Here is a 23639-nt window from a genome sequence, read left to right on the forward strand (position 1 = left end):
GTCACGTCCGGCCTCGGTCGATGTCCGTACCTGCACTCACCGGCTTCGGCGGTCCCGGGGTTCCGGCATCCGGGCGACGCAGGTACAGCGGCACCAACGGCTGCGGGGCTGCACCGGCACGCAACTCGGCGGCCGTGGCCGCGATCAGACCGGCCGGGGTCGGGTAGCTCGGCTCGACGGGATCGAGGGCGAACACCTCGCGGTGACGCAGCGCCATCTCCCCGGCAGCGCTGCGAACACCCAAGCCGTCGAGCCGCCCCGGCACGTTCTCGGGGCGCTCGACACCCGGCTCCGTCAGGCGGGCACGCGCGCCGCCGGGCCGGTGGGCACCGTAAGCCGCCCAGTAGACCTCCTTGCGCCGCGCGTCGGTGGCCACCAGCAGCGGATCGTCGCCGGGAGTCTGCGCGGCGATCGCGTCGAGACTGCACACCGGGTACACCCGCGTGGCGCACGCATGTCCGAGCGCGGCGGCGGTGACCATCCCCACCCGCAGGCCGGTGAACGGCCCCGGCCCGGAACCGACCACGATCGCGCCGACCTGGCCGAGCTGGTACCCGGCCTCGGCCAGGACCTCCAGCAACTGCGGGGTCAGGAGCTCACCGTGCGCGCGAGGGTTCACCGTGACCCGCTCGGCAAGCGAGCGAGGGCCGCCGTCCTCCAGGGTGACCAGCCCCGCGGTGACCGCGGGGGTCGAGGTATCCAGCGCGATGACGAGCACGATGTTCCAGGTTACCCGGAGCCGTCTCCGGCAGGCGCAGCACCTGGCGTGCTCTACACCTCTCCCCGATGCAGGAATTCCCCGTACGGGCTGGAGGTGTCGGCTCCGGGGCCGGCGATGTGGTGACCGCGCAACCAGGTACCGCGCACCACACCGGCCAGAGCCCGCCCGTGGTAGGCCGAGACCGGATTGCGGTGGTGCAGCCTGCCCACGTCGACCACATAGGCATCGTCGGGAGCGAAGACGCACAGGTCGGCATCGTTGCCGACGGCGATGGCCCCCTTGCGCCGCATCCCGACGAACTCGGCGGGCCGGGACGACATCCACCGCGCCACATCGGCGAGGCTGTGTCCGCGTATCCGCGCCTGCGTCCAGATCGCCGACAGGCCGAGCTGCAGGCTCGACACTCCACCCCAGGCCACGCCGAAGTCGCCGGTGTCGAACCGCTTGAGATCCGGGGTGCACGGCGAGTGGTCGCTGACGATGCAGTCGATCGTGCCGTCGGCCAGGCCCCGCCACAGCTGTTCGCGGTTGGCGGCTTCCCGGATCGGTGGGCAGCACTTGAACTGGGTGCCACCGTCGGGAATCTCCTCGGAGGTGAAACTCAGGTAGTGCGGGCAGGTCTCCACCGTCACCCGGACCCCGTCCGCGCGCGCGGAAGCGATCATGGCCAGCGCGTCCGAGGAGGACAGGTGCAGGATGTGCACTCGGGCTCCGGTGCGCCGGGCGGCTTCGATGACCTGGGCGATGGCGACGTTCTCGGCCCCGCGAGGGCGGGAGGCCAGGAAGTCGCCGTAGTCCTCGCCGTGCGCGCTGGGAGCGTGCTCGACCGCGTCGGAATCCTCCGCGTGCACGATCATCATCGCGTCGAGCGCGGCGACCGTCCGCAGCGCCTCCTCCATCTCGGTGGCATCCAACGGCGGGAACTCGTCGACGCCGGAGTGCAGCAGGAAACACTTGAAGCCGAAGACACCGTCCTCGTGCAGTCCGCGCAACTCGGCGAGATTGCCATGCACGGCGCCACCCCAGAATCCCACGTCGATGTGCACCCGGTCCTGCGCCGCCTTGCGCTTGACCTGCAACGCACCCGCGTCGATCGTGGGGGGCAGGCAGTTCAGCGGCATGTCCACGATCGTGGTGATCCCGCCTTCCGCCGCGGCACGGGTCGCGGTCGGGAACCCCTCCCACTCGGCACGGCCGGGATCGTTGACGTGGACGTGCGTGTCCACCATGCCGGGCAGCAGCACCTCGTCGTCGGCGAGCTCGACCTCCCGAGCGGCATCGAGATCGGCGTCCAGTGCCTCGATGGCGGCGATGCGGCCGTCACGCACACCGACGCTGCCGGAGGTCTCCCCGTTCGGCCCGATCAGGCGCCGTGCGCGGAACACCACATCGAATCCCACCCCGGAAGTCGGGGATACCGGCTCGACCAACGCGTTTCCCTCCTCGGCTTACTTGTTAAACAAAATGTTGAACCTTGCCGCGCGACCGGTCAAGCCCTTCGCCGTTCGCGGGAGCGCGGCCCCGACGAACATCGCGTGCCGCGTCCGACTCAGCCGCCGATCGGCCACCCGGTGATGTCCTTGGGCAGCGGCGAGGCCCAGCTTCCGGCCTTCGACGTGCTCAATCCCTGCTCGACGAGGGTCTGAGCAAGACCGATCGCGGCGGGCACCCCGTCGACGACGGGAACGCCGGCCCGGTCCTGCACGTGTTCGGCGAGCCCGGCCATGCCCGCACACCCCAGGCAGATGACCTCGGCACCATCGGACTCCACCGCGTGCTCGGCCTCCTCGACGAGGCGCGCACCCGTGCGTTCGAGGTCACCCTCCAGGTCCAGAACGGGCATGCCGGTGGCGCGCACGGACGCGCAGTGCGAATCCAGTCCCGCCAGCCGGAGCCTGTCGTGGATCTGGCCGGTGGTCCGCCGCAGCGAGGTCACCACCGAGTAGCGGCGCCCGAGCAGGCAGGCCAGGTGCGCGGCGGCCTCGGTGATGTCCACGACCGGAACATCGAACAGCTCGGCCAGCCCCTCCTTGCCGTGCTCGCCGAAACCGGCCAGCACGACGGCGTCGAAGGGTTCGGTGACGGCGGTGACACGATCCATGACCGCCACCGCCGCCAGATAACTCTCGAAGTTGCCTTCCACCGAGGGCGCGCCGAACGACGGGGTCACCGCCAGAATCTCGGTGCCCGGGCGCGCAGCCTTCTCGGCCTGGCCGCGGATGGCCTCGGTGATGCTCTCGGTGGTGTTGACGTTGGCGACGACGATACGCATGTTCATCCCGGCTCGACGTGGGGACAGCGGCGAATGCCTTCGGCGGCGGCTTCCCGGCTCAGGTGCTCATCGGAGACATCGGCGAACCGCCCCGACCGGTCGGCAATCAGGTAGTGGAGGGCCGCGGCGAGGCCACGTCGGCCCCGGGGGCCGGCGTGTTCGGGGGACATGGCCGCTCCCTTGCTGTTCCGCTAAGTATACTTAAATGTATACGTAAATTAGAGCCCGCCGGAGACACGGTCAAGGGAATGTGGTCACGGACCCCGGGCTGCTCGGCCGCTACAGCCACTCCTCGGCGAGTTTCTCCCCCAGCGACTCCAGCAGCGTCGCCGCCTCGCGCATGCTGCGCTCGGAATCGGACTCCAGCTCGGCAACGGTGTAAACCCCGGCGAAGCCGCTGTCGTGCAGGCGCGCCGAGGACAGCGCGCAGCGGCCGGCCACGGCGACCACCGGCACTCCCGCGGCCACCGCGCGCTCCGCCACACCTGCCGGGGCCTTGCCGTGCAACGTCTGCTCGTCCAGCGAGCCCTCTCCGGTGACGACCAGCCGCGCTCCCTCCAACTGCTCCTCGAAGCCCACCAGTTCGAGGACCATGTCGACACCGGCGCGTCGCCTCGCACCGAGCACGGCCAGCGCGGCGAACCCCACACCGCCCGCCGCACCGGCCCCCGGTTCACCCGCGACGTCACGGCCGCCTGCCGCGACCACCGCCTCGGCCCAGCGCTGCAACACCGAGTCCAGCAACTCGACCTGCTCGGGATCGGCCCCCTTCTGGGGACCGTAGACATGTGCGGCCCCGCTCCGGCCGTGCAAGGGGTTGTCCACATCGGAGGCCAGAATGAACTCGGTCTCGGACAGCCGGGAATCCAGGCCGGACAAGTCCACCTCGGACACCCGTGCCAGCGGACTCCCGCCCGGAGGCAGGGGGTACCCCTGCGCATCGAGCACGCGGGCGCCGAGAGCGACGAGCATGCCCGCCCCGCCATCGGTACAGGCACTGCCACCCACACCGAGCACGATGGTGCGCGCTCCCGTGTCCAGCGCGGCACGGATCAGCTCCCCGGTGCCGTCGCTGGAGGCGCTCAGCGGGGCGAGCTCGTCCTCGTCGAGACGAGCCAGTCCCGAAGCCGCGGCCAGCTCCACCACCGCGGTGTCCCCTCGCACGGCGACCTCGGTGTCGACCGGTTCACCGGTCGGCCCGGTGGCCTGCACGGGTACCCGGCGACAGTCGCCGGCGGCGAGCGCGGCCTGCACGGTGCCATCGCCACCGTCGGCCACGGGGGTACAGCGCACCTCGACGTCCGGCCTGCCGCGGCGCAGCCCCGCCGACACCGCCTCGGCCACCTCGGGCCCGCTGAGCGACCCCTTGAACTTGTCCGGTGCGATCAGGATATGACCAGGCACAGCACACTCCCGCCCTTGACTGTGGAGGGCGTCCCCCACCGGCTCGCCCGGCACGGCCGGCGGGGGACCCCGGGTCGTCGAGTCATTGCACCCGACGGCCCGGCTCGGCCGAAACCGGGGCCCCGGGCACCGGTTCCGGTTCGGTCATGGCGTCTATGCGCACGCCGTTGGCGGTGTTGGCCTCCCGCTCGATCATGACCTCGACCAGGACGGGGCGGTTGGTGGTCACCGCCTCCTTGCGCGCCCACTCGATGGTCTCGGTGAGCTCGTCCGGATCGACCACGCGGCGCCCGGAGCAGCCGTAGGCCTCCATCACCTTGACGTTGTCGGTGCCGTGCTCGTCGTAGTGGAGGTCGACCTCGGTGTTCATGCCGTAGCCCTCCTCGGCCATCCGGATCAGGCCGAGGTACTCGTTGTTGAGCATGATCACCACGAAGCCCACGTCGTACTGCGCGGCCACGGCGAGCTCCTCCACCAGGAACTGGAAGGAGTAGTCACCGACGACGGCGACCACCTCGGCGTCCGGCTCGGCCGACTTCACCCCGATGGCCGCAGGGATCTCCCAGCCGAGCGGCCCCGCCTGACCGCACACCTGGTAGTGCCGCGGCTTGTGCGTGGTCTGGAACTGGCCGGACCAGATCTGGTACAGGCCGATGGCGGTGGTGAAGTAGGTGTCCGGGCCGAAGATCTCGTTGATCTCCTTGAACACCCGCGGCGCCTTGATCGGCACGCTGTCGTAGTCGTCCGGGCGGGTGTGGGTCCGCTTCAGTTCACCGATCCGGCCGACCCATTCCGAAAAACGCCGGCCGACGGGGTCCGGGCCCGGAGCTCGCCGCCGGACCGCCGCCAGCAGAGACTCCAGGAACGCCCCCGTGTCGGAGACGATGCCGAGGTCCGGCCCGAACACCTTGCCGATCTGGGTCGGTTCGATGTCGACGTGGATGAACGTCCGCTCGCCCCGGTAGGTGTCCAGCGCACCGGTGTGGCGGTCACCGAAGCGAGCTCCCAGGGCCAGCACGAGATCGGACTCCAGCAGCGACTGGTTGCCGTAGCGCTGGCTGGTCTGGATACCCGCCATGCCCGCCCACAGCTCGTGGTCCTCCGGGAACGAGCCCTTGCCCATGAGGGTGACCTGCACCGGGATCCCGAGCAGCTCGGCGAGCTCGCGAAGCCGCTCGTGGGCCTCCCCCAGCACGACACCACCGCCGGAGAGGACGAGCGGGCGCTCGGCCGCCAACAGCATGTCCAACGCGCGCTCCACCCGCGGCGGATGTGGCTCGACGCGCTGCACGTCCAGCGGCGCGTCGATCGCGGGGTCCCACTCGATCTCCTGCCGCTGCACATCCAACGGCAGGTCGACCAGCACCGGGCCGGGACGGCCCGAGCGGGCGGTGCAAAACGCCTCACGGAGGATCCACGGTGCCTGCGCGGCCTCTTTGACCTGCACCGACCACTTCGTGACCGGACGGGCGACCTCCACGATGTCGACCGCTTGGAAGGCCTCCTGATGCAGCTTGGTGGACACGGCCTGACCGGTGAGGCAGACCATCGGAATGGAGTCGGCCTGCGCGGTGTAGAGGCCGGTGATCATGTTGGTGCCCGCGGGACCGGAGGTCCCGATGGCCACTCCGACCTTGCCGTTGGTGCGCGCCCAGCCGTCGGCCATGTGGGTCGCGCCCTCTTCGTGGCGCACGGTCAGGTGCTTGATGTCGCGGTGCTCCAGGGCGGCGTAGAGGGGCAGGATGGCCGCGCCGGGACAGCCGAACGCGGTGTCGACTCCCTCGGATTCGAGCACGTCGACAACGGCCTGCATGACAGGGACTTTCGCCATGGTGTAGAACCTCTCGGGGTGCGGGTGTTTCCGCATCGATTCGAAGAGCGGGTGGGCGGTACCGGATGCTTGGCGGCGACGGACCGCCCACTCGCGCTCTGGGCGTCCGAGGCAACACGTGCCTCTCGTGGAGTCCCGACCCCGCCTTGTGCCGTCGCAGGAGAGACGAGGCGGCGCCGGGACTCACCCGATCGAGTGGTTCCGGTGTGGACCTACCCGTCGGGAAGCGACAGGGGCAGGCTCACTCGGTACCGCTGAGCCGGGCGATCTGGCGGAACAGCCCGGAGTGGTCCAGCGAGCCGTCCCCCTGAGCGACGGCAGCCGCCATGAGCTGCGCGACCAGCGCCCCCATCGGAGTGGCCACTCCCGCATCGCGGGCTGCGCTCTGCACGATGCCGAGATCCTTGTGGTGCAGTTCGATCCGGAAACCCGGCTGGAACTGCCGGGCACGCATGCCGGCGTTCTTGGCATCCAGCACCTTGCTGCCCGCCAGACCACCGCCGAGCACCCGGAACGCCGACTCGGTGTCCACACCGTGGGCCTCGAGGAAGGCGAGCGCCTCGGCGACCAGCCCGATGTTGCCCGCGACGATGAGCTGGTTGGCGGCCTTGACGGTCTGGCCCGCCCCGGCGGGCCCCACGTGCACGATGGTCGTGCCGACCGCGTCGAACACCTCTTCCGCGGCGGCGAAGGCATCCGCCTCGCCACCGACCATGATCGACAGTGCGCCGTCGATCGCGCCCTTCTCCCCACCGCTGACCGGGGCGTCGAGCGCCCGCACGCCCTGCTTCGCAGCGGTCTCGGCAACCTGCCGGGAGACGTCCGGACGGATCGTGCTGCAGTCGATGAGCAGCGCGCCCTCCCTGGCATGAGTGAGGACACCGTCCTCGCCGAGCACCACGGATTCGACGTCCGGCGAATCCGGCAGCATCGTGACGATCACGTCCGCGTCGCCGACCGCCTCGGCCACGCTCTGCGCTCCCTTGCCACCGCCGGCAACGAGCTCGTCGACCTTGGGGCGGCTGCGGTTGTAGCCGGTCACCTCGTAACCGGCGGCGACGAGGTTCGCCGCCATCGGCCCCCCCATGATGCCCAGTCCGATGAATCCGACCTTGGTCATTTGAAAGTCCTTTCGCAATGGCTTGCGCAGCGGTGCCGGTAGGGGAACCTCGGACGTCGCCTCGCTCCGGGATCCCCGACATCGAGTAGTTACTACGCCACGTCGGGGCTGTCCTCGCGAGGCGACACCGGAGAACCCCCGGCGGTGCCGACTGCGTGCGTGGTGCAAAGCGGCTGGCGCCGCTTTCTCAAATGAGCCCTCAGCGTCTCCGCGTCTCCGTTCGAACGAGTCCCTCTTCCGGACCGACCCGCGACGAAACCGACCCACGTGTCTACTGGAAAGCCCAGGTGAAGCTGTCGGTGGTGGCCCCGCTGGCCTTGTATTCCAGGCCGATGTCACCCGAGTAGCCGGCGGCGCGCAGCTTGGCGAAGTAGTGCTCGAAGTCGATCCCGCCGGTCCCCGGCTCGTGCCGCCCCGGCGCGTCCGCGATCTGGACGTGGCCGACCTCGCCCCCGCGGCTGTCGATGACCGCATCGGGGTCGTCGCCGTTGGTCACCAGGTGGTAGAGGTCGAGCAGCAGGCGCAGGTTGTCCACACCGCCCGCGGAGTGCACCCGGTCGATCACGGCGAACGCATCGGAGGCCCGCTTCAGCGGGTAAGCGGGGGTCCCGCTCACCGGCTCGATCAGGACCGTGCCGTCGATGCGGGCCGCCGCCTTCGCCGCATGCACGAGGTTCTCGGTGGCGGCGGCATCCTGGGCCGAAGGCTCGAGCTCGTCGAGCCGGTTGCCGTAGAGGGCGTTGAAGGCGGTGCATCCGAGGCGGGCACCGATTCCCACGGCAACGTCGACATTGTCGGTGAATTCCCGGGAACGGCCGGGATGCGAGAGCACCCCGCGGTCCCCGGCGGGCATGTCACCGGCGAAGAAGTTCAGCCCGACCAGTGAAACGCCGGCCTCCTCGATGGCACGGACGAACTTGTCGACCTCACCATCGCTGGGCACGGGATCGGCGAAGGGCCACCAGAACTCGACCGCGTCGAACCCGGCCTCCTTGGCCGCCGCGGGCCGCTGTGCGATGTCGAGTTCGGTGAACAGGATCGAGAGATTGACGTCGTACCGGAAGGAACTCATCCACACCCCTTGCTGACCCGTCATTCCGTATCGCGGACTCCTTCTCTGAGTTCCGCATTACGAAATTAATATTCCGTACAGCGATAGATTAGCGAGCTTCCGTCACCAGGTCAACGCTGCGGGAGCCCCGAACTCCCTTCAGCCGGCCCAGGGGCGCTGCCGCCACCGCACCGGGGCGGGCTACCGTGACCGCAGTACATCCGGCCGGAGAGCAGCCCATGCGCGTGAGAGCAGAATTCACCACCGAACCGTTCGAAGGCGAAGGCGAACCGCCCGCGCACGCCGTGGCGGCGCGCGACAGCCTGCATTCGGCAGGGCTGGATCCCGAGTTCGGTCCCCTGGGCACCACGATCGCCGGAGAGCGCGAGACCGTCCTGCCCGCCTTGGCATCGATGCTGGACAGAGTCCTGGACACGGGAGCGGACAGGATCACGCTGCAGATCAGCGTCGACGGAACCGCCGTCGACGAGTCCTAGGACGGCACCGTGCACGAACTCGCCACCGCGATCACACCCCTGCTGGACCGGATCGGCGCCACCGCCGTACCCGTCGAGGAACGCGCACCCGGTGATGTCGTCCTGCACTGGGACGGCGCGCCCGCGGTCGCTGTCCGCCTGCCTGGTGAAGAGCTGACCAGTGCGCTGGATCGGGTGATCGGCCAGGTCGAATCGGAGCTCGGTGGCCGCCTGGCGGATCTCCCGCGTGCCGACAAGCAGCGGGCCGTGCGGTTGCTGGAGGAGCGCGGCGCATTCACCTTGCGCAAATCGGTGGAGACGGTCGCCAAGGCTCTCGGCGTCAGCCGGTTCACCGTGTACAACTACCTCAACCGCGAGCAGGCCGAGTCCCAGCGGTGATCCGGGCAGGCAACCGTTGGTTCGGCAAGCCGCCGGCCCGGCGGAGAGCCTCGGAATTGTGCCGCTGCACAATCGAGAGACCTGCGCATTCAACAAACTGTTGACGTTCGCGGCGACACAGGCGTAGCTTCTGCCTTCACCGCGCCGCTCCAACGGCCAACCACGGCCCACGCCGGAGCGCACCGTCCGCGAATCCGTGGGGTCTTTCCTATGTCAGCACCATCATCGACCGACACCGGCTCCGGCCTCGGCAGGGTCAACAGCCTGCCGAGGCCCGAGCTGATCAAGCAGCTTCTCGCCTGCCTCGACGTACAGCGCTGGGCACACGAAATCGCCGATCGGCGCCCCTTCGCCGACGCGGCCGAGCTCTACGCAGCGGCCGATGCGGCAGCGCCCGACCTCACCGACGACGAGATCCACACCGCTCTCGCGGCCCACCCCAGGATCGGGGAACGCTCGCAGGGCAGTGGTACCTCCTCGACGTGGTCGCGCAGCGAGCAGTCCGGGGTGGATGCCGAGGATGCCGAACTGGTCACCGCGCTGCGGGAGGGCAACGAGGAGTACGAACGGCGGTTCGGCCACGTCTACCTCGTCTGCGCCAGTGGCCGCAGCGGTGCCGAACTGCTGGAGATCCTGCGCTCCCGCCTGGACAACGACCGGGCCACGGAAATGCGGATCGTCGCCGACGAACTACGCAAGATCGCACGACTGCGACTGGCAAGGGTGATCGAAAGTTGAGTACCGACACAACCAGTGCGGTGACCACGCACGTGCTGGACGCCGCACGGGGCCTGCCCGCGGCCGGGATCGCGGTTCGGCTCGAAGCAGCCGACGGATCCGACTGGACACACCTGGCCGAGGCACGAACCAACGACGACGGCCGAGTCAAGCAACTCGGTCCGCAGCGACTGGAAGCCGGCGACTACCGACTGACCTTCGCCACAGGCGCCTACTTCGAGCAGTTGGGCACCGAGTCCTTCTACCCGCAGGTGCAGATCACCTTCCGCATCGGCGATCCCGAGCAGCACTACCACGTGCCGCTGTTGTTGAGCCCGTTCGCCTATTCCACCTACCGAGGGAGTTGACCACCTCATGGGCATCGTCATTGGTGAGAACCAGTACGGCAAGGCCGAGTGCCGCCTCGTCACCGTCGACCGCAGCAGCGACCGACACCGCATCAAGGACCTCAATGTCAGCACCTCGCTGCGCGGGGCGTTCGACCAGGCACATCTGAGCGGTGACAACAGCAACGTGCTGCCGACCGACACGCAGAAGAACACCGTCTTCGCCCTGGCCAAGGAATCTCCGGTCAACGAGATCGAGGACTTCGGGCTGCGCCTCGGCAGGCACTTCGTCGACTCCCAGGAGCCCGTCGAGGGCGCACGCGTACTCATCGAGGAGTACGGCTGGGAGCGGATCCCCGTCGGCGGGGCCGGTCACGATCACTCCTTCGCCCGCGCAGGCGAGGAGAAGCGCACCACTGCGGTGACCATCGACGGATCGCAGGCCCACGTGGTCTCCGGCCTCAAGGACCTCGTCGTGCTCAAGTCCACCGGCTCGGAGTTCTGGGGCTACCCCAAGGACAAGTACACCACGCTGGCCGAGACCACCGACCGGATCCTGGCCACCGCCGTGACCGCGCGGTGGCGCTACCTGCACACCGATGTGGACTGGGCCAAGAGCTTCGAGGCCATCCGCAGCACCATGCTGGAAGCATTCGCCACCACGCACAGCTACGCGCTGCAGCAGACCCTCTACGAGATGGGCAAGGCGGTGCTCGAAAAGCAGCCGGAGGTCGCCGAGGTCCGGATGTCGCTGCCGAACAAGCACAACTTCCTCTACGACCTGGAGCGGTTCGGGCTGGACAACGACAACGAGGTCTACATCGCCGCCGACCGTCCCTACGGGCTGATCGAGGGCACCGTGACCCGCGATGACGTCCCGCCGGCGCCGCAGGCCTGGTACACCCTCCCCGAATTCTGATCGACACGTAGTGGGGCCGCCGTTGTTCGGCGGCCCCGTCCTTCCCGGAATGGCGCGGCTTTCGTCCGCGGAGAACCGCTTCTCACCGATCCTTTCTTCGTGCGCCCGCAATATGCGGGAAAACCGGCCCGAGTGCCGAATTCGAAACTCCTCTGCTCTGACCTTTTCCCTGCGGCCCAGGAGTCCCCTATGGCCCTTTTCGTCAAACGGAGCGACCACGGCACCCGCGACGGAAGTTCCGAAGTCCATCCCGTGGACCAAATGCTTCCTCCGGGCAAACTGACCGCCTACGGCGTCCAGCACGTCGCAGCGATGTACGCCGGTGTTGCCGCACCACCGCTGATTGTCGGCCAAGCTCTCGGGCTCGCCCCGGTGGAGATGACCCTGCTGATCGGTGCCAGCCTGCTCACCGCGGGGTTGGCGACCCTGTTGCAGTCCATCGGCGTCTGGCGCATCGGTGCCAGGTTGCCGTTCGTCAACGGCGTCACATTCGCCTCCGTCGCACCGATGTTGGCCATTGTGTCCCAGCAGGGCGAAATGAAATCACTGTCGGTCATCTACGGCGCGGTGCTGATCGCCGGTGTCCTCGCGTTTTTCGCAGCGCCGTACTTTTCCAGAATGGTGCGGTTCTTTCCACCCGTGGTCAACGGAACCGTGATCACACTGATCGGTCTGTCGCTGTTTCCGGTCGCGATCGGTTGGATCGCCGGGCAGGATCCGGAAGCAGCCGACTACGCCTCCCCGCTCAAGCTCGGCCTCGGCGCCGGTACCTTCGTTCTCGTTCTGCTGCTCAACCGCTTCCTGAAGGGATTCCTCAACCGGATCGCCCTGCTCCTCGGTCTGGTTGTGGGCACGCTCGTGGCCTGGCCGCTCGGCGCGGTGAACACCGGCACCTTCGAACAGGCACCGGTGTTCAACTTCCCCATGCCGTTCGAGCTCGGTGCTCCCGCGTTCAACCTCACCGCGACCATCTCGATCTGCATCGTGATGCTGGTGGCGATGATGGAAAGCACCGCCGACATGATCGCGCTCGGTGAGATCGTCGACCGTCCCGCCGACGAGAAGCTCATTTCGGCCGGTCTGCGTGCCGACGGTGCGGGCAGTGCGCTGAGCTCGGTGTTCGGTGGCTTCACCTGCAGCGCCTTCGCCCAGAACATCGGGCTGGTGGCGCTGACCCGGGTCAAGAGCCGCTTCGTGGTCGCCGCGGCCGGTGGCGTGCTCATCGTGCTCGGATTGTTCCCGGTGGCCGGTGCGATCGTCTCGCTCGTGCCACAGCCCGTGCTGGGCGGTGCCGCCCTGGTGCTGTTCGGCTCCGTGGCCGCCAGTGGCATGCGCACACTCGGCAAGGCCGGACTGGGCGACCCGTTCAACGCCCTCATCGTCGCGGGCTCGATGGGTGTGGGCATCATCCCGATCGTCGCACCGGGGTTCTACGAGCACTTCCCCGCTGCGATGCGCACGGTGCTCGACTCCGGCATCAGCACCGGCTGCATCGCCGCGGTGGCACTGAACCTGCTGTTCAACAGCGGCCGAGCACGCAAGGCCGAGCTGGCCGCGCAAGGTGAGGACGGCGATCAGGATCCGCTGGCCGCTCTGGCGCAGGACTCCACCAGCACGGCCACCGACTCCGAGGACGTCGGCGCCACAGGTCAGGAGTCCGGCCCCGTATCGGTACCGCACTCCGAACGGTCCGGCCGCAACGCCGAACCGAGTACCTGACCGGTCTCGATCGCCCCGGGCCCGCGGCAACGCCCGCGGGCCCGACTCCTTTCGGGGGTCCCCCGTCGGAGCAACGCAGGGGGCGGAGCCGGACGTGATCGGGTGCAATGAGCGCACGAAGCCCCTCCAGGAGAGATCGTGCAGCGATTCCCGCGGTACTCACGTCGCGCCGTCATCACCACAGCGGCTCTGGCCGCACTCCCCTGTCCGCCCGTGTCGGCCCGAGCAACCGGCCCGCACCACACGGCAACGTCCGATGTGGTCCACCTCGTGATCGATCGGGACTTTCCCGATCCCGGCGTTGTCGACATCGCCGGAGTCCGCTGGGCCTATGCCACGAACAGCGGAGGCACGAACGTACAGGTCGCCACTGCCGAAGACCTCACCGGACCGTGGCGGCACCAGCCCGACGCGTTGCCCTCGAGCAACCTTCCGGAGTGGATCGGACCCGACGCACAGGGCCATCCGAATATCTGGGCTCCCGACGTCAGCAGGCGCGACGACGGGACATTCCTGCTCTACTACACCGCTTTCCATTCCGGAAACCGGCAGCAGTGCCTCGGCGCGGCCGTCGCCGACACCCCCGGCGGTCCTTTCGCACCCACCGGCCCGCAGCCGCTGGTCTGCGGGGCCGGGCGGGGCGATGTCATCGATCCGGCCGCCTTCGTCGACTCCGACGGCCGTCGCTACCTGCTGTACAAGGACTCGCGCGGTGCTCGTGCGCGAGGCGGACCTTCCGCGATCCGGCTGCGTCCCGTCGCCGCCGACGGGCTCACCCAGCAGGGCTCGGAGGTCGTGCTGCTGCGATCGACGCGCCCGGAGGAGGCCGGAGTGATCGAAGCGCCCACGCTGGTGCGGCGTGAGCAGGGCTATGTCCTGTTCTATTCCGCGAACACGTTCGACAGCGGCCGGTATTTCACGAACTACGCGACCTCCCCGACACTCACCGGGCCGTATACCAAGGCTCCGGGCGCTTTCCTGAGCAAGGACACACTCGACGGCCAGGTGGCCGACCCCGGTGGTCAGGACGTGGTCGAGGACTCCGAGCACATCGTCTTCCACGGCGATCTCGCCGCTCCCGGTGGCCCGCGCGGAATGTATGTGGCCGGCCTGCGCTGGAACGGCCTGCATCCCGTGCTGGCCCGCTGATCCGTGGCCGCGACCGCATCCGCGGCTGCTGCGGTTGCGGCCCGCGGCGGCCTCGAGCGCCGTCCGAACACCGCGTCGCCGACGTTGCCATCGAAGTCAAAAACGATGACGTAACGGTCGTCACCCCGGCACTCCCATGGTCGTTGATCGCCTGAACCGTGCCTTAAACCATGGGAGATTCCATGCGGTTGCGATCAGTGATCACCGCCTGTGCCGCCGCAGGCACGCTCGTCCTCGCGGCACCTGCCGCGGCGGCCGAACCCGGCACCGTGCAGTCCACCGACGACCCCCTCCGAAGCAAGCAGTGGGGCATCGAGCAGATCCATGCCCCCGAAGCATGGTCCGAAAGCACCGGTGCCGGGCAGGTCATCGCCGTGGTGGACACCGGTGTCGACCTGAATCACCCCGATCTGAAGTCCCAACTGGTGCCCGGGGCCACCTTCGTCGGTTGTGGACAGAATCCCGCTCCGTGCGGAAACGGCGGCTGGAAAGGGGTGGACGGCAAGGGTCAACCCAGCGACACCCACGGGACTCACGTGTCCGGCATCGCGGCCGCGGCCACCGACAACGGGATCGGTATCGCCGGAGTGGCACCGGATGCCCGCATCATGCCGATCAAGGTGCTGGAAGGTGGTTCCGGCAGCTTCACCGATATCGCAGCCGGTATCCGCTACGCGGCCGACCACGGCGCGGACGTGATCAACCTCAGCGTGGGAGCTCTCCCCGGTGCGCAACTGCTGACGCTGACCGGTCTGCAGAGCGCGGCCAAGGACGCGATCGCCTACGCGCGTGAGAAGGGGGTCGTGGTGGTCGCCGCGGCCGGGAACGAACTCTCACCGCTGTGCGCCACACCTTCCTGGGAGTCGGGCGCCCTGTGCGTCACGGCGACCGACCGCAACGAGTTCCACTCCCTGTACTCCAACCTCGGCATCAAGTTGGACGCCAACTCGCTGGCGGCGCCGGGTGGTTCGGCGATCCAGTCCTGTGCCGAGGACGTGTGGTCCACCGTTCCCCGAGGCACCGGTTCGACCGAATGCGGCAGCGACAACTACGACTCCTTCGCCGGGACCTCCATGGCCGCCCCGCACGTCGCCGGGGTCGCCGCACTCCTGAGCGCCCAGGGGCGTACGGCCGCAGGCGTGGAGCAGGCTCTGCTGGAAACGGCGCGCACCCCGCTGCTCGAGCAGACCGGGTTGTTCACTCCCCTGTTCGGGCACGGCATCGTCGATGCCGAAGCCGCCGTCAACCAGCCGCTGTGACCGCCGGGCGGCTCTGACCACCAGTCAGCGGGGGCGTACCGGTGCGGAATCGGTGCGCCCCCGCAGTGGTCACCGGGTTACCCGCTCACCGGCTCCGACAGCAGCGCCGCCCGCACCGGGAGGCGGCGCTGCGGCGGCGGGTCACCAGAGCGGTGACCGCGACGACGGCCCAGAGACCGAAACGGTCCGCTCACCGGGTACTCACCGGCCCTACAGCCGGCCGAGTTCGCGGACCTTCGACTCGGACAGACCCGTCATCTCGTAGACCTCCGCGGAGTCGGTGGCACCGTTGTCCATCGCCCGGACGAACGACGCCGCCAATGCGCGCGCGGTCGCCGGCTCGTCGAGGACCGCCCCGCCGGTGGCGAAGACGTAGGCCGACAACCGCTTCGCCTCGGCCGGAGCCGATTCGCGAAACGCGGTGAACACCGCCGCGTACCGGGTGACCAGCTGCGCCGGGTGCATGTCCCAGCCCTGGAAAAAGCCGTGCTCCAGCGAGCGCCGCGCCAGGCCGTAATGCATCTTCCAGCCGTGGTGTACCTGCTCACCGACCGGGAGCACGTTCGTCGATCCGTCGGAGAGGAAAACCCCGGTACCGGCCGCCGACACCTGCATCACGTGCCGGGCGAAGTCGCAGGCCCGATGTGCGAGATGCTGATGCACCGCGGTCAGGCCGCAGCTGGCGGTGTAGTCGTAGGTGCCGAAGTGCAGCCCGCTGACCCGGCCCCGGCCCGCGCGGAGGAAGCGCGGCAGGGCCATCCGACCCTCGGAATCCACGATGGACTGCGTGGTTTCGACCTGGATCTCGAACGAGAGCGCCCCCTCGTCCAGATCGAGCCGCTGCTCCAGGAGCTGGAGGATCTCGACGAAGACCTCGATCTGGGACACGTCGACGACCTTGGGGAAGGTCAGCCGCAATCCCCCTGGCAGTTCCCCACGGGCCCGGACGAGTTCGGTCAGGAATATGTCCAGGGTCCGCACGGACCTGCTCCGCAGCTGCGGGTCGTCGAAGGACTTCACCCGCAGGCCGACGTTGTCCGGTGCCGTGCCCTGCCGGAACCACTCGGCCACGACACCGGCCGTGCGCTCCGCGTCGGCGTCCTCGACCTCGTCGTCCGGACGGCCGTAACCGTCCTCGAAGTCGATCCGCAGGTCCTCGATCGGGGCATCGAGCAGCTTCGCCCGCACGCGCGGGTGCACCGCAGCCGCGTCCTGCGGGGCCAGCCCCAGGATCCCCGCGAGATCCCGGGGCTGTGCCGCGTGCTCGTCGAGTGCGGCCAGAGCCTCCCGGGACCACCGCCGCACGGTGTCGGCGTCCACCTTGCCCGCGGGCACGTAGCAGGTGTGCACCGGCTGCCTCCGATGGGTGGCACCCGGATACCGGTCCGCCATGTGCTCGTCCACTGCGGACAATCGCGAAAGCCGCTGCTCGACCTCCGCGGTCTCCAGGGAGCTCCTGGCCACGTGCACTCCTCTCCTTCGGCCACTCAGACGAGTGGGATCGACGTGTTCGGCGCTACTGCTGTGTTGCACGTCCGAATGATCACCCTGAGCAGAGGGACCACTCCCGCCGTTCCATTTGGATGCATTGCAAGGCAGGCGTCCGCGCCGTGTAGGTCGCTACCCAAGCGGGCGTCAACGCAGCAAGGCGCCAAATGGGGCGGCGGTTCAGCAACCACCCGAGCAAGCCGCTGGAATCGTCCGTCTCAGTCGATGTACTCATAAGCGGGCAACGTGAGGAAGTCGGCGAACTCGTCGGCCACCGCCACCCGCTCGAACAGCTCGACCGCACGGCCGAGGTTCTCGACCGGGAAGCCCTCCTCGCTGCGGAGCTGCTTTTCGGTGTCGGCCAGCACCTCGCGAACGAGTTCCTTGGTCACCTGTCGACCATCGGCCAGGACGACGTCGTTGTGCAGCCACTGCCACAGCTGCGACCGCGAGATCTCGGCGGTCGCCGCGTCCTCCATCATGTTGTGGATGCCGGCCGCGCCGTTGCCCCCCAGCCAGGACACGATGTAGCGCACACCGATGTCCACGGCGCTCCGGAGTCCCTCGATGCTCCTGGCACCGGGGGTGGCGGCGACGTCGAGCAGGTCCTCGGCGGTCACCGAAACGTCCTCGCGCTTGCGGTCGAGCTGGTTCGGCTTGTCGCCGAGCACCGCGTCGAACTCCTCCTTGCACACCGACACCGTGTCGGGGTGCGCGACCCAGGAACCGTCGAAACCGTCGGCGGCCTCGCGGTTCTTGTCGTCGTGGATCTTGGCCATCGCCTTCTCCGTGACCTCCGGGTCACGGCGGTTCGGGATGAACGCCGCCATGCCCCCGATGGCGAAGGCGCCGCGCTTGTGGCACGTGCGCACCAGCAGCTCGGTGTAGGCACGCATGAACGGCGCGGTCATCGTGACGCTGTTGCGGTCCGGGAGGATGTACCTGTCGGACTCGCGGAAGGTCTTGATCACGCTGAACAGGTAGTCCCAGCGCCCCGCGTTGAGGCCCCCGCTGTGGTCGCGCAGTTCGTAGAGGATCTCCTCCATCTCGAACGCCGCCGGAATGGTCTCGATGAGCACCGTCGCGCGCACCGAGCCGTGCGGGACGCCGAGCTCCTGCTGGGCCTGCACGAACACGTCGTTCCACAACCGTGCCTCCAGATGGCTTTCCATCTTCGGCAGGTAGAAGTACGGGCCGCTGCCCCGCTCGAGCCCCTCGTGGGCGTTGTGGAAGAAGTACAGACCGAAGTCCACCAGCGCACCGACGGCGGGCTTGCCGTCGATGAGGATGTGACGCTCGTCGAAGTGCCAGCCGCGCGGGCGCACCAGCGGCACGGCGTGCTCGATGTCGTCGCGGAGCTTGTACTGCTTGCCCTCCGGCGTGGTCAGCTCCACCTGCTTGCGGATCACGTCGTAGAGGTTGACCTGGCCGGACACGACGTTGGACCAGTGCGGGGTGTTGGCGTCCTCCAGGTCGGCCAGCCACACCCTGGCACCGGAGTTCAGCGCGTTGACCGACATCTTGCGGTCGGTCGGCCCGGTGATCTCCACCCGGCGGTCCTGCAGCGCAGCAGGTGCTTCGGCGACCTGCCAGTCGGACTCGCGGATCTCGCGGGTGGATTCGAGGAAGTCCAGCTTGCCGTTACGGGCGGCCTCGGCACGGCGCTGCTTGCGGCGCTCCAGGAGTTCGTCGCGGCGGCTGCCGAACGAGCGCTGCAGGCGCGCGACGAAGTCGAGTGCCTCGGGGGTGAGAATCTCGTCGCCGCGCTCGACAGCGCCGCCGAGCACCTGCACACCCTGTGCGATTTCCGATCCGGACGGAGTGGATTGGGACATGGAGACGTCCACCTCTTTCTGGTGCCGGGTTCACAGACGGTGGCCAAGGCCAGCGTGCCGCGACGGTCGCGCCCGTGCACCCGTGGTAGGGGCCCAACCGGCTAGCGGTACATCCGTAATGTTTTCTGTATCGTGGAGGTTAGTTTCCACATGTTGCTTGAGGCAAGATGGCCTGGCCCACCCGTCCGGGTTCCGGAACGGCCGGTGGCTCTAGGGTGGGCCCACCAACCGCGGACGGTCACCGCGGGGCTGGTCAAGCAGGCCGAGCACGAGATGGGAAGAGGATCGTCGCGATGACGGCTGGACGGGACGGTGCCGGTCGGAATGGATCCGACCGCGGAGGTGCCGGGCGGAGAGGTCCCGACCGAAACGGGCCGGAACGGTCCAAGTCCGGCCAGGGAGCAGGCGTGCAGTCGGTCGAACGCACCTTCGAACTCCTGGAACTGATGGCCGACGCGGGAGGCGAGGTGACGCTGAGCGACCTCGCCGAGGCCTCCGCACTGCCCCTGCCGACGATCCACCGCATCATGCGCACCCTCGTCAGCTCCGGATACGCGCGCCAGCAGCCCTCGCGGCGCTACGCCCTCGGACCCAGCCTGATCCGACTCGGCGAGACGGCCAGCCGCGCACTCGGATCCTGGGCGCGCCCGTACCTGGCCGAGTTGACCGAAGCCACCGGCGAGACCTCCAACATGGCCGTGCTCGAGGGCACGCAGATCGTCTACGTCTCGCAGGTGCCCTCACAACACTCGATGCGGATGTTCACCGAGGTGGGCAGGCGTGTCGACGCGCACGCGACGGCGGTCGGCAAGGCCGTGATGGCCACCATGTCCGACGAAGCGGTCACACAGGTGCTGTCCCGGTCCAGCATGGAGCCGCAGACCGAGCGCACGATCACCACGGTCACCGGTATGCAGGCGGAGCTGACCGAGATCCGCCAGGCCGGTTACGCGCTCGACGACGGAGAGCAGGAAGTCGGCGTGCGCTGCTATGCCGTTGCCGTCCCCGACGCACCCGCCGGCGCCGCGATCTCCATCAGCGGGCCGGAGGGGCGCATGGCCCGCATCACCACCGACGAGGTCATCCCGCTGATGCAGCGGCTCGCCCGCGAACTCGGCACCGAACTCAGCACCGCGAACGAGCATCCCTGAAATGCCGAGTCAGGGCCGCGGCTCCTCGGTGACTTCCACGTCTTCCGCCTCCGTCCGCGGCACCCGCGACCGGGACCACATGCGCTCGAACTGGTGACACCAGTACTCGTACCAGTACGGATCGCTTCCCCTGGTGAACTCGACGTGCATCCGTTTGGCCGTCGACTCGTTGTGAAACCCGTGCAGCTCGACGAGCACCACACCGTCGCTCGAGTTCGGGTTCAGCGCGAGAAGGCTGAATCCCGGGTTGTACGGCAGGAATCCGAACTCGAAGTTTCCTTCGACATCCCACTCGCTCATCCGCCGCAACTCCTCGACGACGGATCCCAGGTCGGCCCGGAGGTCGCTGCGCTGGTAATCCAGGGATTCGTCCAGTTGCCGCACCGCCAGGGACACCGCCGCCCGCTCCGCGGGGTCCAGAACGATCACCCGGACGCGCCCCTGCCTGCGCCCCAGGACATCTCTCCGCAGTGTCTCGCTGTACTGCTCGCTCAGCACGTTGACCGCCGAGGGCGCGAACACACACACCTCGCGGGCCGTTTTCAGTCTTTCCGCGAGCGGGTTGTCGTCGAACACGGACCGGTCGCCGACAGAAGCACCACGGGTGGCAGCCGCCCGGTTTTCCGGGGAGGTGAGCCGCAGGACGGTGATCCCTATCCCCGCAAGAGCGGCGGCCCACCGGAGCTCGTCGCCGAGAGTGTCGACGAAGATCGTCACAGCCGCCATGGCGAAGGCAACGAACCCGGCGGCGTACGCGTCCAGGTACCGCCGCCTCCGAACGTCGTCCGCAAAACGCCGGAAAAAGCTGACCACACCGACCTCCTGGCGGTACCCGGCGGTTACCCGGAACCGGGTCGGCCACCGAGAAGCCTTCCCGGAATCCCCGCCACGTCGCGCCATGGTGCCCGAACACCGGTGCGCCACGCGAGAATCGATCGGGTGATCCGAACGATGTTGCCGCATCCCGGTTCGGTGGCGGGCACCAAGCGCTTCAGAGCGCGACCCGCTCGATCCAGGACGGGCCGTGCGGCTCCAGGGTGATCTCGCGAACGTCGTCGTCGCGACGGCGCAGCCGCACCACGAGGTACTCGTCACCGAGGCGTTCGGCCACGCCCTCACCCCACTCCACCACGACGGCGGCATCGGTGAGATCCGTGTCCAGATCCAGGTCGTCGAGCTCGTCCAACGTGGTCAAGCGGTAGGCGTCCACGTGCACCAGTGCCGCGTCACCGCCCCCGGTAGCGGGCCGGTGCACCCGCGCGAGCACGAACGTCGGGGAGGCCACACGGCCGGTCACCCCCATCCCGGCGGCGATACCACGCGCGAGCACGGTCTTGCCCGCCCCCAGCGGGCCCGCCAGCAGCACGAGATCTCCGGCACGCAACCGCTCGCCCAGCCGACGGCCGAACTCCAGCGAGTCGGTCTCCCGGGGGCACTCGTACGTCCGCATCACGGTTTCCGAGGTCACGTGCCACTCGCCTTCTCGGCCAGGTCGCTCGCGCCGTCGTTCCCGGGCACGGCGCGCCGGATCAATCCCACCAGATGCTTCGTGACGAACTTGTTGCAATCCAGTATGATCATGTGTCCACCACCTTCGACCCGCACCAGCTCGGCGTCCGGCAGCTCCTCGACGATCGCCTCGGCGTGCGAGAACGGGGTGAGCCGGTCGGCATCCCCACCGAGCACCAGGACCTCGCAGTGGCGCAAACCGGCCAGCGCCGCCTTGCGGTCGTGGGACCCGATGGTGTCCAGGAAGTCCGTGACCACCTCGACGGTCGTTCCCGCGATCATGTCGTCCACCAGGTCGACCAGGGCCGTACTGACCTCCCCGCCCCCGAAAGCCAGAGTGCGAACGATGCTCCAGGTGAGCTGGGATCCGGTACGGCGTGCGCGTTCGACCAGCCCCGACTGCCAGGCCGCCACCAGACCGAGTCCGCGGGTCAACGGATTGTGCCGGGACAACCACGGCTTGGGGAGCCCGGAAGCTCCGATCTCGCCGGCCGACGTGCCGATCAGCGCCACCGCCGAGATTCGATCGGCGAACAGCTTCGGCCGCTGCTCGGCCAGCGCCATGATCGCCATGCCACCCATCGAGTGCCCGACCAGCATAACCGGCCCCTGACTGGCCGTCGCACGCAGGATCGCGTCGAGATCCCTGCCGAGCTGCTCGATCGTGCTGTTCTGCCTGCCGGAATGGCCCGAGCGGCCGTGGCTGCGCTGATCGTAGAGCACCAGCTTCACCCGGGGGCCGGTGAGTTCCGCGAGATCTCTGCGCTGGAAATGCCAGCACCGTGAATCCAGGGCGTACCCGTGCACGAGGACCACGGTCAGTTCCGCCTCACCACCGTCGGCGGGCATGATCTCCTGCACGGCCAGCGGAACACCGTCATCGGCGGCCACCGTGGACTGCCGGGTGGGTTTGAGACGCCCGAGCGGTTCGTCCGCATAGGGGTCACCGTCGACACCGCTGAGTCGCTGGGCGGCGATACGGGAACTGTGCGCGGCGAATCCCATCGCCGTTCCGGTTACAGCGGCCCCCAGTACACCACCGCTCCAGACGAGGGCCTGCCACGGCTTCATGACTCGGCCTCCGTTTCCACCACGGTTCGGCTCACTCGAGGACGATACATTCCCGTGACGATCTCGTAATGGATTGTGCCCAGCGTGTCCGCCCACTCCGCGGCGGTCGGCTCCGACCGGTCACCCGGTCCGAACAGCACCACCTCGTCCCCTTCGGCGACCGCGTCGTCATCGCACAGCACCACGAGTTGGTCCATGCACACACGTCCGACCACGGGGCGGCGCTTACCCGCCAACCAGACCGAGAACCGGCCGGACAGCGTGCGCGGCACCCCGTCGGCGTAGCCGACCGGGACCAGCGCGACGGTCACCGGCTGCTCGGCCCGCCACGAATGCCCATAGGACACCCCCTCACCGGCGGCGATGCGTTTCGTCAGCACCACCGAGGAGCGAAACGTCATGGCCGGGCGCAGCCCGTGGTCCCCCGCCTGCGGGACGGGGTCCAGGCCGTAGACGGCGATCCCCGGCCGGACGAGATCGAAGTGCAGGTCCGGGCGGGTCAGTACCGCAGCCGAGTTCGCCAGGTGGCGCATCGGGCGCAGGCCCGCCTGCCGCGCCTGTTCGTAGGCACGCCGGAACCGGTCGGCCTGCATGTCGACCGACGGGTGGCCGGGCTCGTCGGCGCAGGCCAGGTGCGACCACACCGCGAGCACCTCGACGGCACCGTCGGCCTGCGCCTTCGCCGCGCTTTCGACGAGGTCGGGCCACTGCTCGGGGGGACAACCGCTGCGGTTCAGCCCCGTGTCGATCTTGAGGTGCACCCGCGCGGGACGGCCGAGCGAGGAGGCCGCTTCCTCGATCCTGCGCAGATCCGCCACGGTGGAAGCCGACACGTCGACACCGGCGGCGACCGCGGGGGTCAGATCCTCCCCGTGGGAGTACAGCCAGCACAGCAGCGGAGCCTCGATACCCGCCCGGCGCAGGTGCAGCGCCTCGGTGACGGAGGCCACACCGAGCCATTCCGCGCCGGATTCCAGAGCGGCCCGCGCCACGGTCAGTGCACCGTGCCCGTAGCCGTCGGACTTCACGACCGCCATCGTCCGCGCCCCGGAACGCCTCGCGCGGTCGGCGAGAACAGCGACATTATGACGGATCGCCCCGACCTCGATACGCAGGTCGGCACGGTACGCGGTCTGGTCGTTCATGGCATGGCCATCTTCGCACAGCGCCCTTGATCTCGCGCTTCTGCCTGCTCACCGGC

Annotated in this window: 23 protein-coding genes; 9 read left to right on the forward strand and 14 right to left on the reverse strand. The window is 68.7% G+C overall.

The features are described 5' to 3' along the window. Position 1: 1 nt before the first annotated feature. The 8 genes from tsaB to DFQ14_RS00220 all read right to left on the reverse strand — a co-directional run bounded on the left by tsaB (position 2) and on the right by DFQ14_RS00220 (position 8420). On the reverse strand, positions 2-718 hold the full coding sequence (gene tsaB, locus DFQ14_RS00190) for a tRNA (adenosine(37)-N6)-threonylcarbamoyltransferase complex dimerization subunit type 1 TsaB (RefSeq protein ID WP_114450983.1): 717 nt from the start codon (positions 716-718) through the stop codon (positions 2-4). A gap of 53 nt (positions 719-771) precedes the next feature. After that, complete coding sequence (allB, locus tag DFQ14_RS00195; RefSeq protein ID WP_114450984.1) at positions 772-2151, reverse strand: allantoinase AllB; 1380 nt, start codon at positions 2149-2151, stop codon at positions 772-774. A gap of 119 nt (positions 2152-2270) precedes the next feature. Continuing rightward, the gene (locus DFQ14_RS00200) at positions 2271-2993 is read right to left on the reverse strand and encodes an aspartate/glutamate racemase family protein (RefSeq protein WP_114451479.1); all 723 of its coding nucleotides are present in this window, start codon (positions 2991-2993) and stop codon (positions 2271-2273) included. Between the two features lie 2 nt (positions 2994-2995). Beyond that, positions 2996-3163 (reverse strand): hypothetical protein, encoded by a 168-nt coding sequence (locus DFQ14_RS21735; protein ID WP_158546630.1) that lies wholly within the window; start codon positions 3161-3163, stop codon positions 2996-2998. A gap of 109 nt (positions 3164-3272) precedes the next feature. After that, the gene (locus DFQ14_RS00205; protein WP_114450985.1) at positions 3273-4397 is read right to left on the reverse strand and encodes a glycerate kinase; all 1125 of its coding nucleotides are present in this window, start codon (positions 4395-4397) and stop codon (positions 3273-3275) included. Between the two features lie 82 nt (positions 4398-4479). Next, the gene (gene gcl, locus DFQ14_RS00210) at positions 4480-6228 is read right to left on the reverse strand and encodes a glyoxylate carboligase (protein WP_114450986.1); all 1749 of its coding nucleotides are present in this window, start codon (positions 6226-6228) and stop codon (positions 4480-4482) included. Positions 6229-6469: 241 nt separating this feature from the next. Then, positions 6470-7687 carry a 2-hydroxy-3-oxopropionate reductase gene (locus DFQ14_RS00215; RefSeq protein WP_257233518.1) on the reverse strand — a complete coding sequence of 406 codons (1218 nt, stop codon included), beginning with the start codon at positions 7685-7687 and terminating at the stop codon, positions 6470-6472. After that, complete coding sequence (locus DFQ14_RS00220; RefSeq protein ID WP_114451480.1) at positions 7620-8420, reverse strand: hydroxypyruvate isomerase family protein; 801 nt, start codon at positions 8418-8420, stop codon at positions 7620-7622. Before DFQ14_RS00220 ends, DFQ14_RS00215 begins: the two co-directional genes overlap by 68 nt. Positions 8421-8638: 218 nt before the next feature. Here DFQ14_RS00220 and DFQ14_RS00225 point away from each other — a divergent pair, with 218 nt between their 5' ends. The 8 genes from DFQ14_RS00225 (at position 8639) to DFQ14_RS00260 (ending at position 15384) form a co-directional block, all read left to right on the forward strand. Beyond that, positions 8639-8896, forward strand: a complete 258-nt coding sequence (locus DFQ14_RS00225) for a thiamine-binding protein (protein ID WP_114450988.1) — start codon at positions 8639-8641, stop codon at positions 8894-8896. A 9-nt stretch (positions 8897-8905) separates the two neighbouring features. Continuing rightward, a complete protein-coding gene (locus tag DFQ14_RS00230; protein ID WP_114450989.1) occupies positions 8906-9274 on the forward strand; it encodes a helix-turn-helix domain-containing protein in 369 nt (122 codons plus the stop codon). A 210-nt stretch (positions 9275-9484) separates the two neighbouring features. Beyond that, positions 9485-10012, forward strand: a complete 528-nt coding sequence (gene uraD / locus DFQ14_RS00235) for a 2-oxo-4-hydroxy-4-carboxy-5-ureidoimidazoline decarboxylase (RefSeq protein WP_114450990.1) — start codon at positions 9485-9487, stop codon at positions 10010-10012. Beyond that, entirely contained in the window at positions 10009-10359 is a 351-nt protein-coding gene (gene uraH / locus DFQ14_RS00240; RefSeq protein ID WP_114450991.1) for a hydroxyisourate hydrolase, read from the forward strand. The genes uraD and uraH overlap by 4 nt, the downstream gene beginning before the upstream one ends. A 7-nt stretch (positions 10360-10366) precedes the next feature. Further along, a complete protein-coding gene (gene pucL, locus DFQ14_RS00245; protein ID WP_114450992.1) occupies positions 10367-11257 on the forward strand; it encodes a factor-independent urate hydroxylase in 891 nt (296 codons plus the stop codon). A 189-nt stretch (positions 11258-11446) separates the two neighbouring features. Beyond that, entirely contained in the window at positions 11447-12976 is a 1530-nt protein-coding gene (locus tag DFQ14_RS00250) for a nucleobase:cation symporter-2 family protein (RefSeq protein ID WP_158546631.1), read from the forward strand. A 213-nt stretch (positions 12977-13189) separates the two neighbouring features. Further along, positions 13190-14125 (forward strand): glycoside hydrolase family 43 protein, encoded by a 936-nt coding sequence (locus DFQ14_RS00255; protein ID WP_158546632.1) that lies wholly within the window; start codon positions 13190-13192, stop codon positions 14123-14125. Between the two features lie 182 nt (positions 14126-14307). After that, a complete protein-coding gene (locus DFQ14_RS00260; protein ID WP_114450994.1) occupies positions 14308-15384 on the forward strand; it encodes a S8 family peptidase in 1077 nt (358 codons plus the stop codon). Between the two features lie 210 nt (positions 15385-15594). On the opposite strand, the gene DFQ14_RS00265 is transcribed toward DFQ14_RS00260, so the two are convergent. Together DFQ14_RS00265 and aceB are read right to left on the reverse strand one after the other, a co-directional pair. Continuing rightward, the gene (locus DFQ14_RS00265) at positions 15595-16848 is read right to left on the reverse strand and encodes a DUF6986 family protein (RefSeq protein WP_114451482.1); all 1254 of its coding nucleotides are present in this window, start codon (positions 16846-16848) and stop codon (positions 15595-15597) included. Positions 16849-17090: 242 nt separating this feature from the next. Beyond that, the gene (gene aceB, locus DFQ14_RS00270) at positions 17091-18707 is read right to left on the reverse strand and encodes a malate synthase A (protein WP_179951453.1); all 1617 of its coding nucleotides are present in this window, start codon (positions 18705-18707) and stop codon (positions 17091-17093) included. 407 nt (positions 18708-19114) lie between these two features. On the opposite strand from aceB, the gene DFQ14_RS00275 reads away from it, so the two are divergent. Continuing rightward, positions 19115-19858 (forward strand): IclR family transcriptional regulator, encoded by a 744-nt coding sequence (locus DFQ14_RS00275; RefSeq protein WP_246195826.1) that lies wholly within the window; start codon positions 19115-19117, stop codon positions 19856-19858. 9 nt (positions 19859-19867) lie between these two features. On the opposite strand, the gene DFQ14_RS00280 is transcribed toward DFQ14_RS00275, so the two are convergent. The 4 genes from DFQ14_RS00280 to alr all read right to left on the reverse strand — a co-directional run bounded on the left by DFQ14_RS00280 (position 19868) and on the right by alr (position 23583). After that, positions 19868-20671, reverse strand: a complete 804-nt coding sequence (locus DFQ14_RS00280; RefSeq protein ID WP_114450996.1) for a hypothetical protein — start codon at positions 20669-20671, stop codon at positions 19868-19870. Positions 20672-20849: 178 nt separating this feature from the next. After that, on the reverse strand, positions 20850-21308 hold the full coding sequence (gene tsaE / locus DFQ14_RS00285) for a tRNA (adenosine(37)-N6)-threonylcarbamoyltransferase complex ATPase subunit type 1 TsaE (RefSeq protein ID WP_114451484.1): 459 nt from the start codon (positions 21306-21308) through the stop codon (positions 20850-20852). A 14-nt stretch (positions 21309-21322) separates the two neighbouring features. After that, positions 21323-22438: an alpha/beta fold hydrolase gene (locus tag DFQ14_RS00290; RefSeq protein WP_114450997.1), complete on the reverse strand. Its 1116-nt coding sequence runs from the start codon at positions 22436-22438 to the stop codon at positions 21323-21325. After that, positions 22435-23583: an alanine racemase gene (gene alr, locus DFQ14_RS00295; RefSeq protein ID WP_114450998.1), complete on the reverse strand. Its 1149-nt coding sequence runs from the start codon at positions 23581-23583 to the stop codon at positions 22435-22437. Before alr ends, DFQ14_RS00290 begins: the two co-directional genes overlap by 4 nt. Positions 23584-23639: the final 56 nt, after the last annotated feature.

Source organism: Halopolyspora algeriensis, from assembly GCF_003337235.1.
Lineage (GTDB): Bacteria > Actinomycetota > Actinomycetes > Mycobacteriales > Pseudonocardiaceae > Haloactinomyces > Haloactinomyces algeriensis.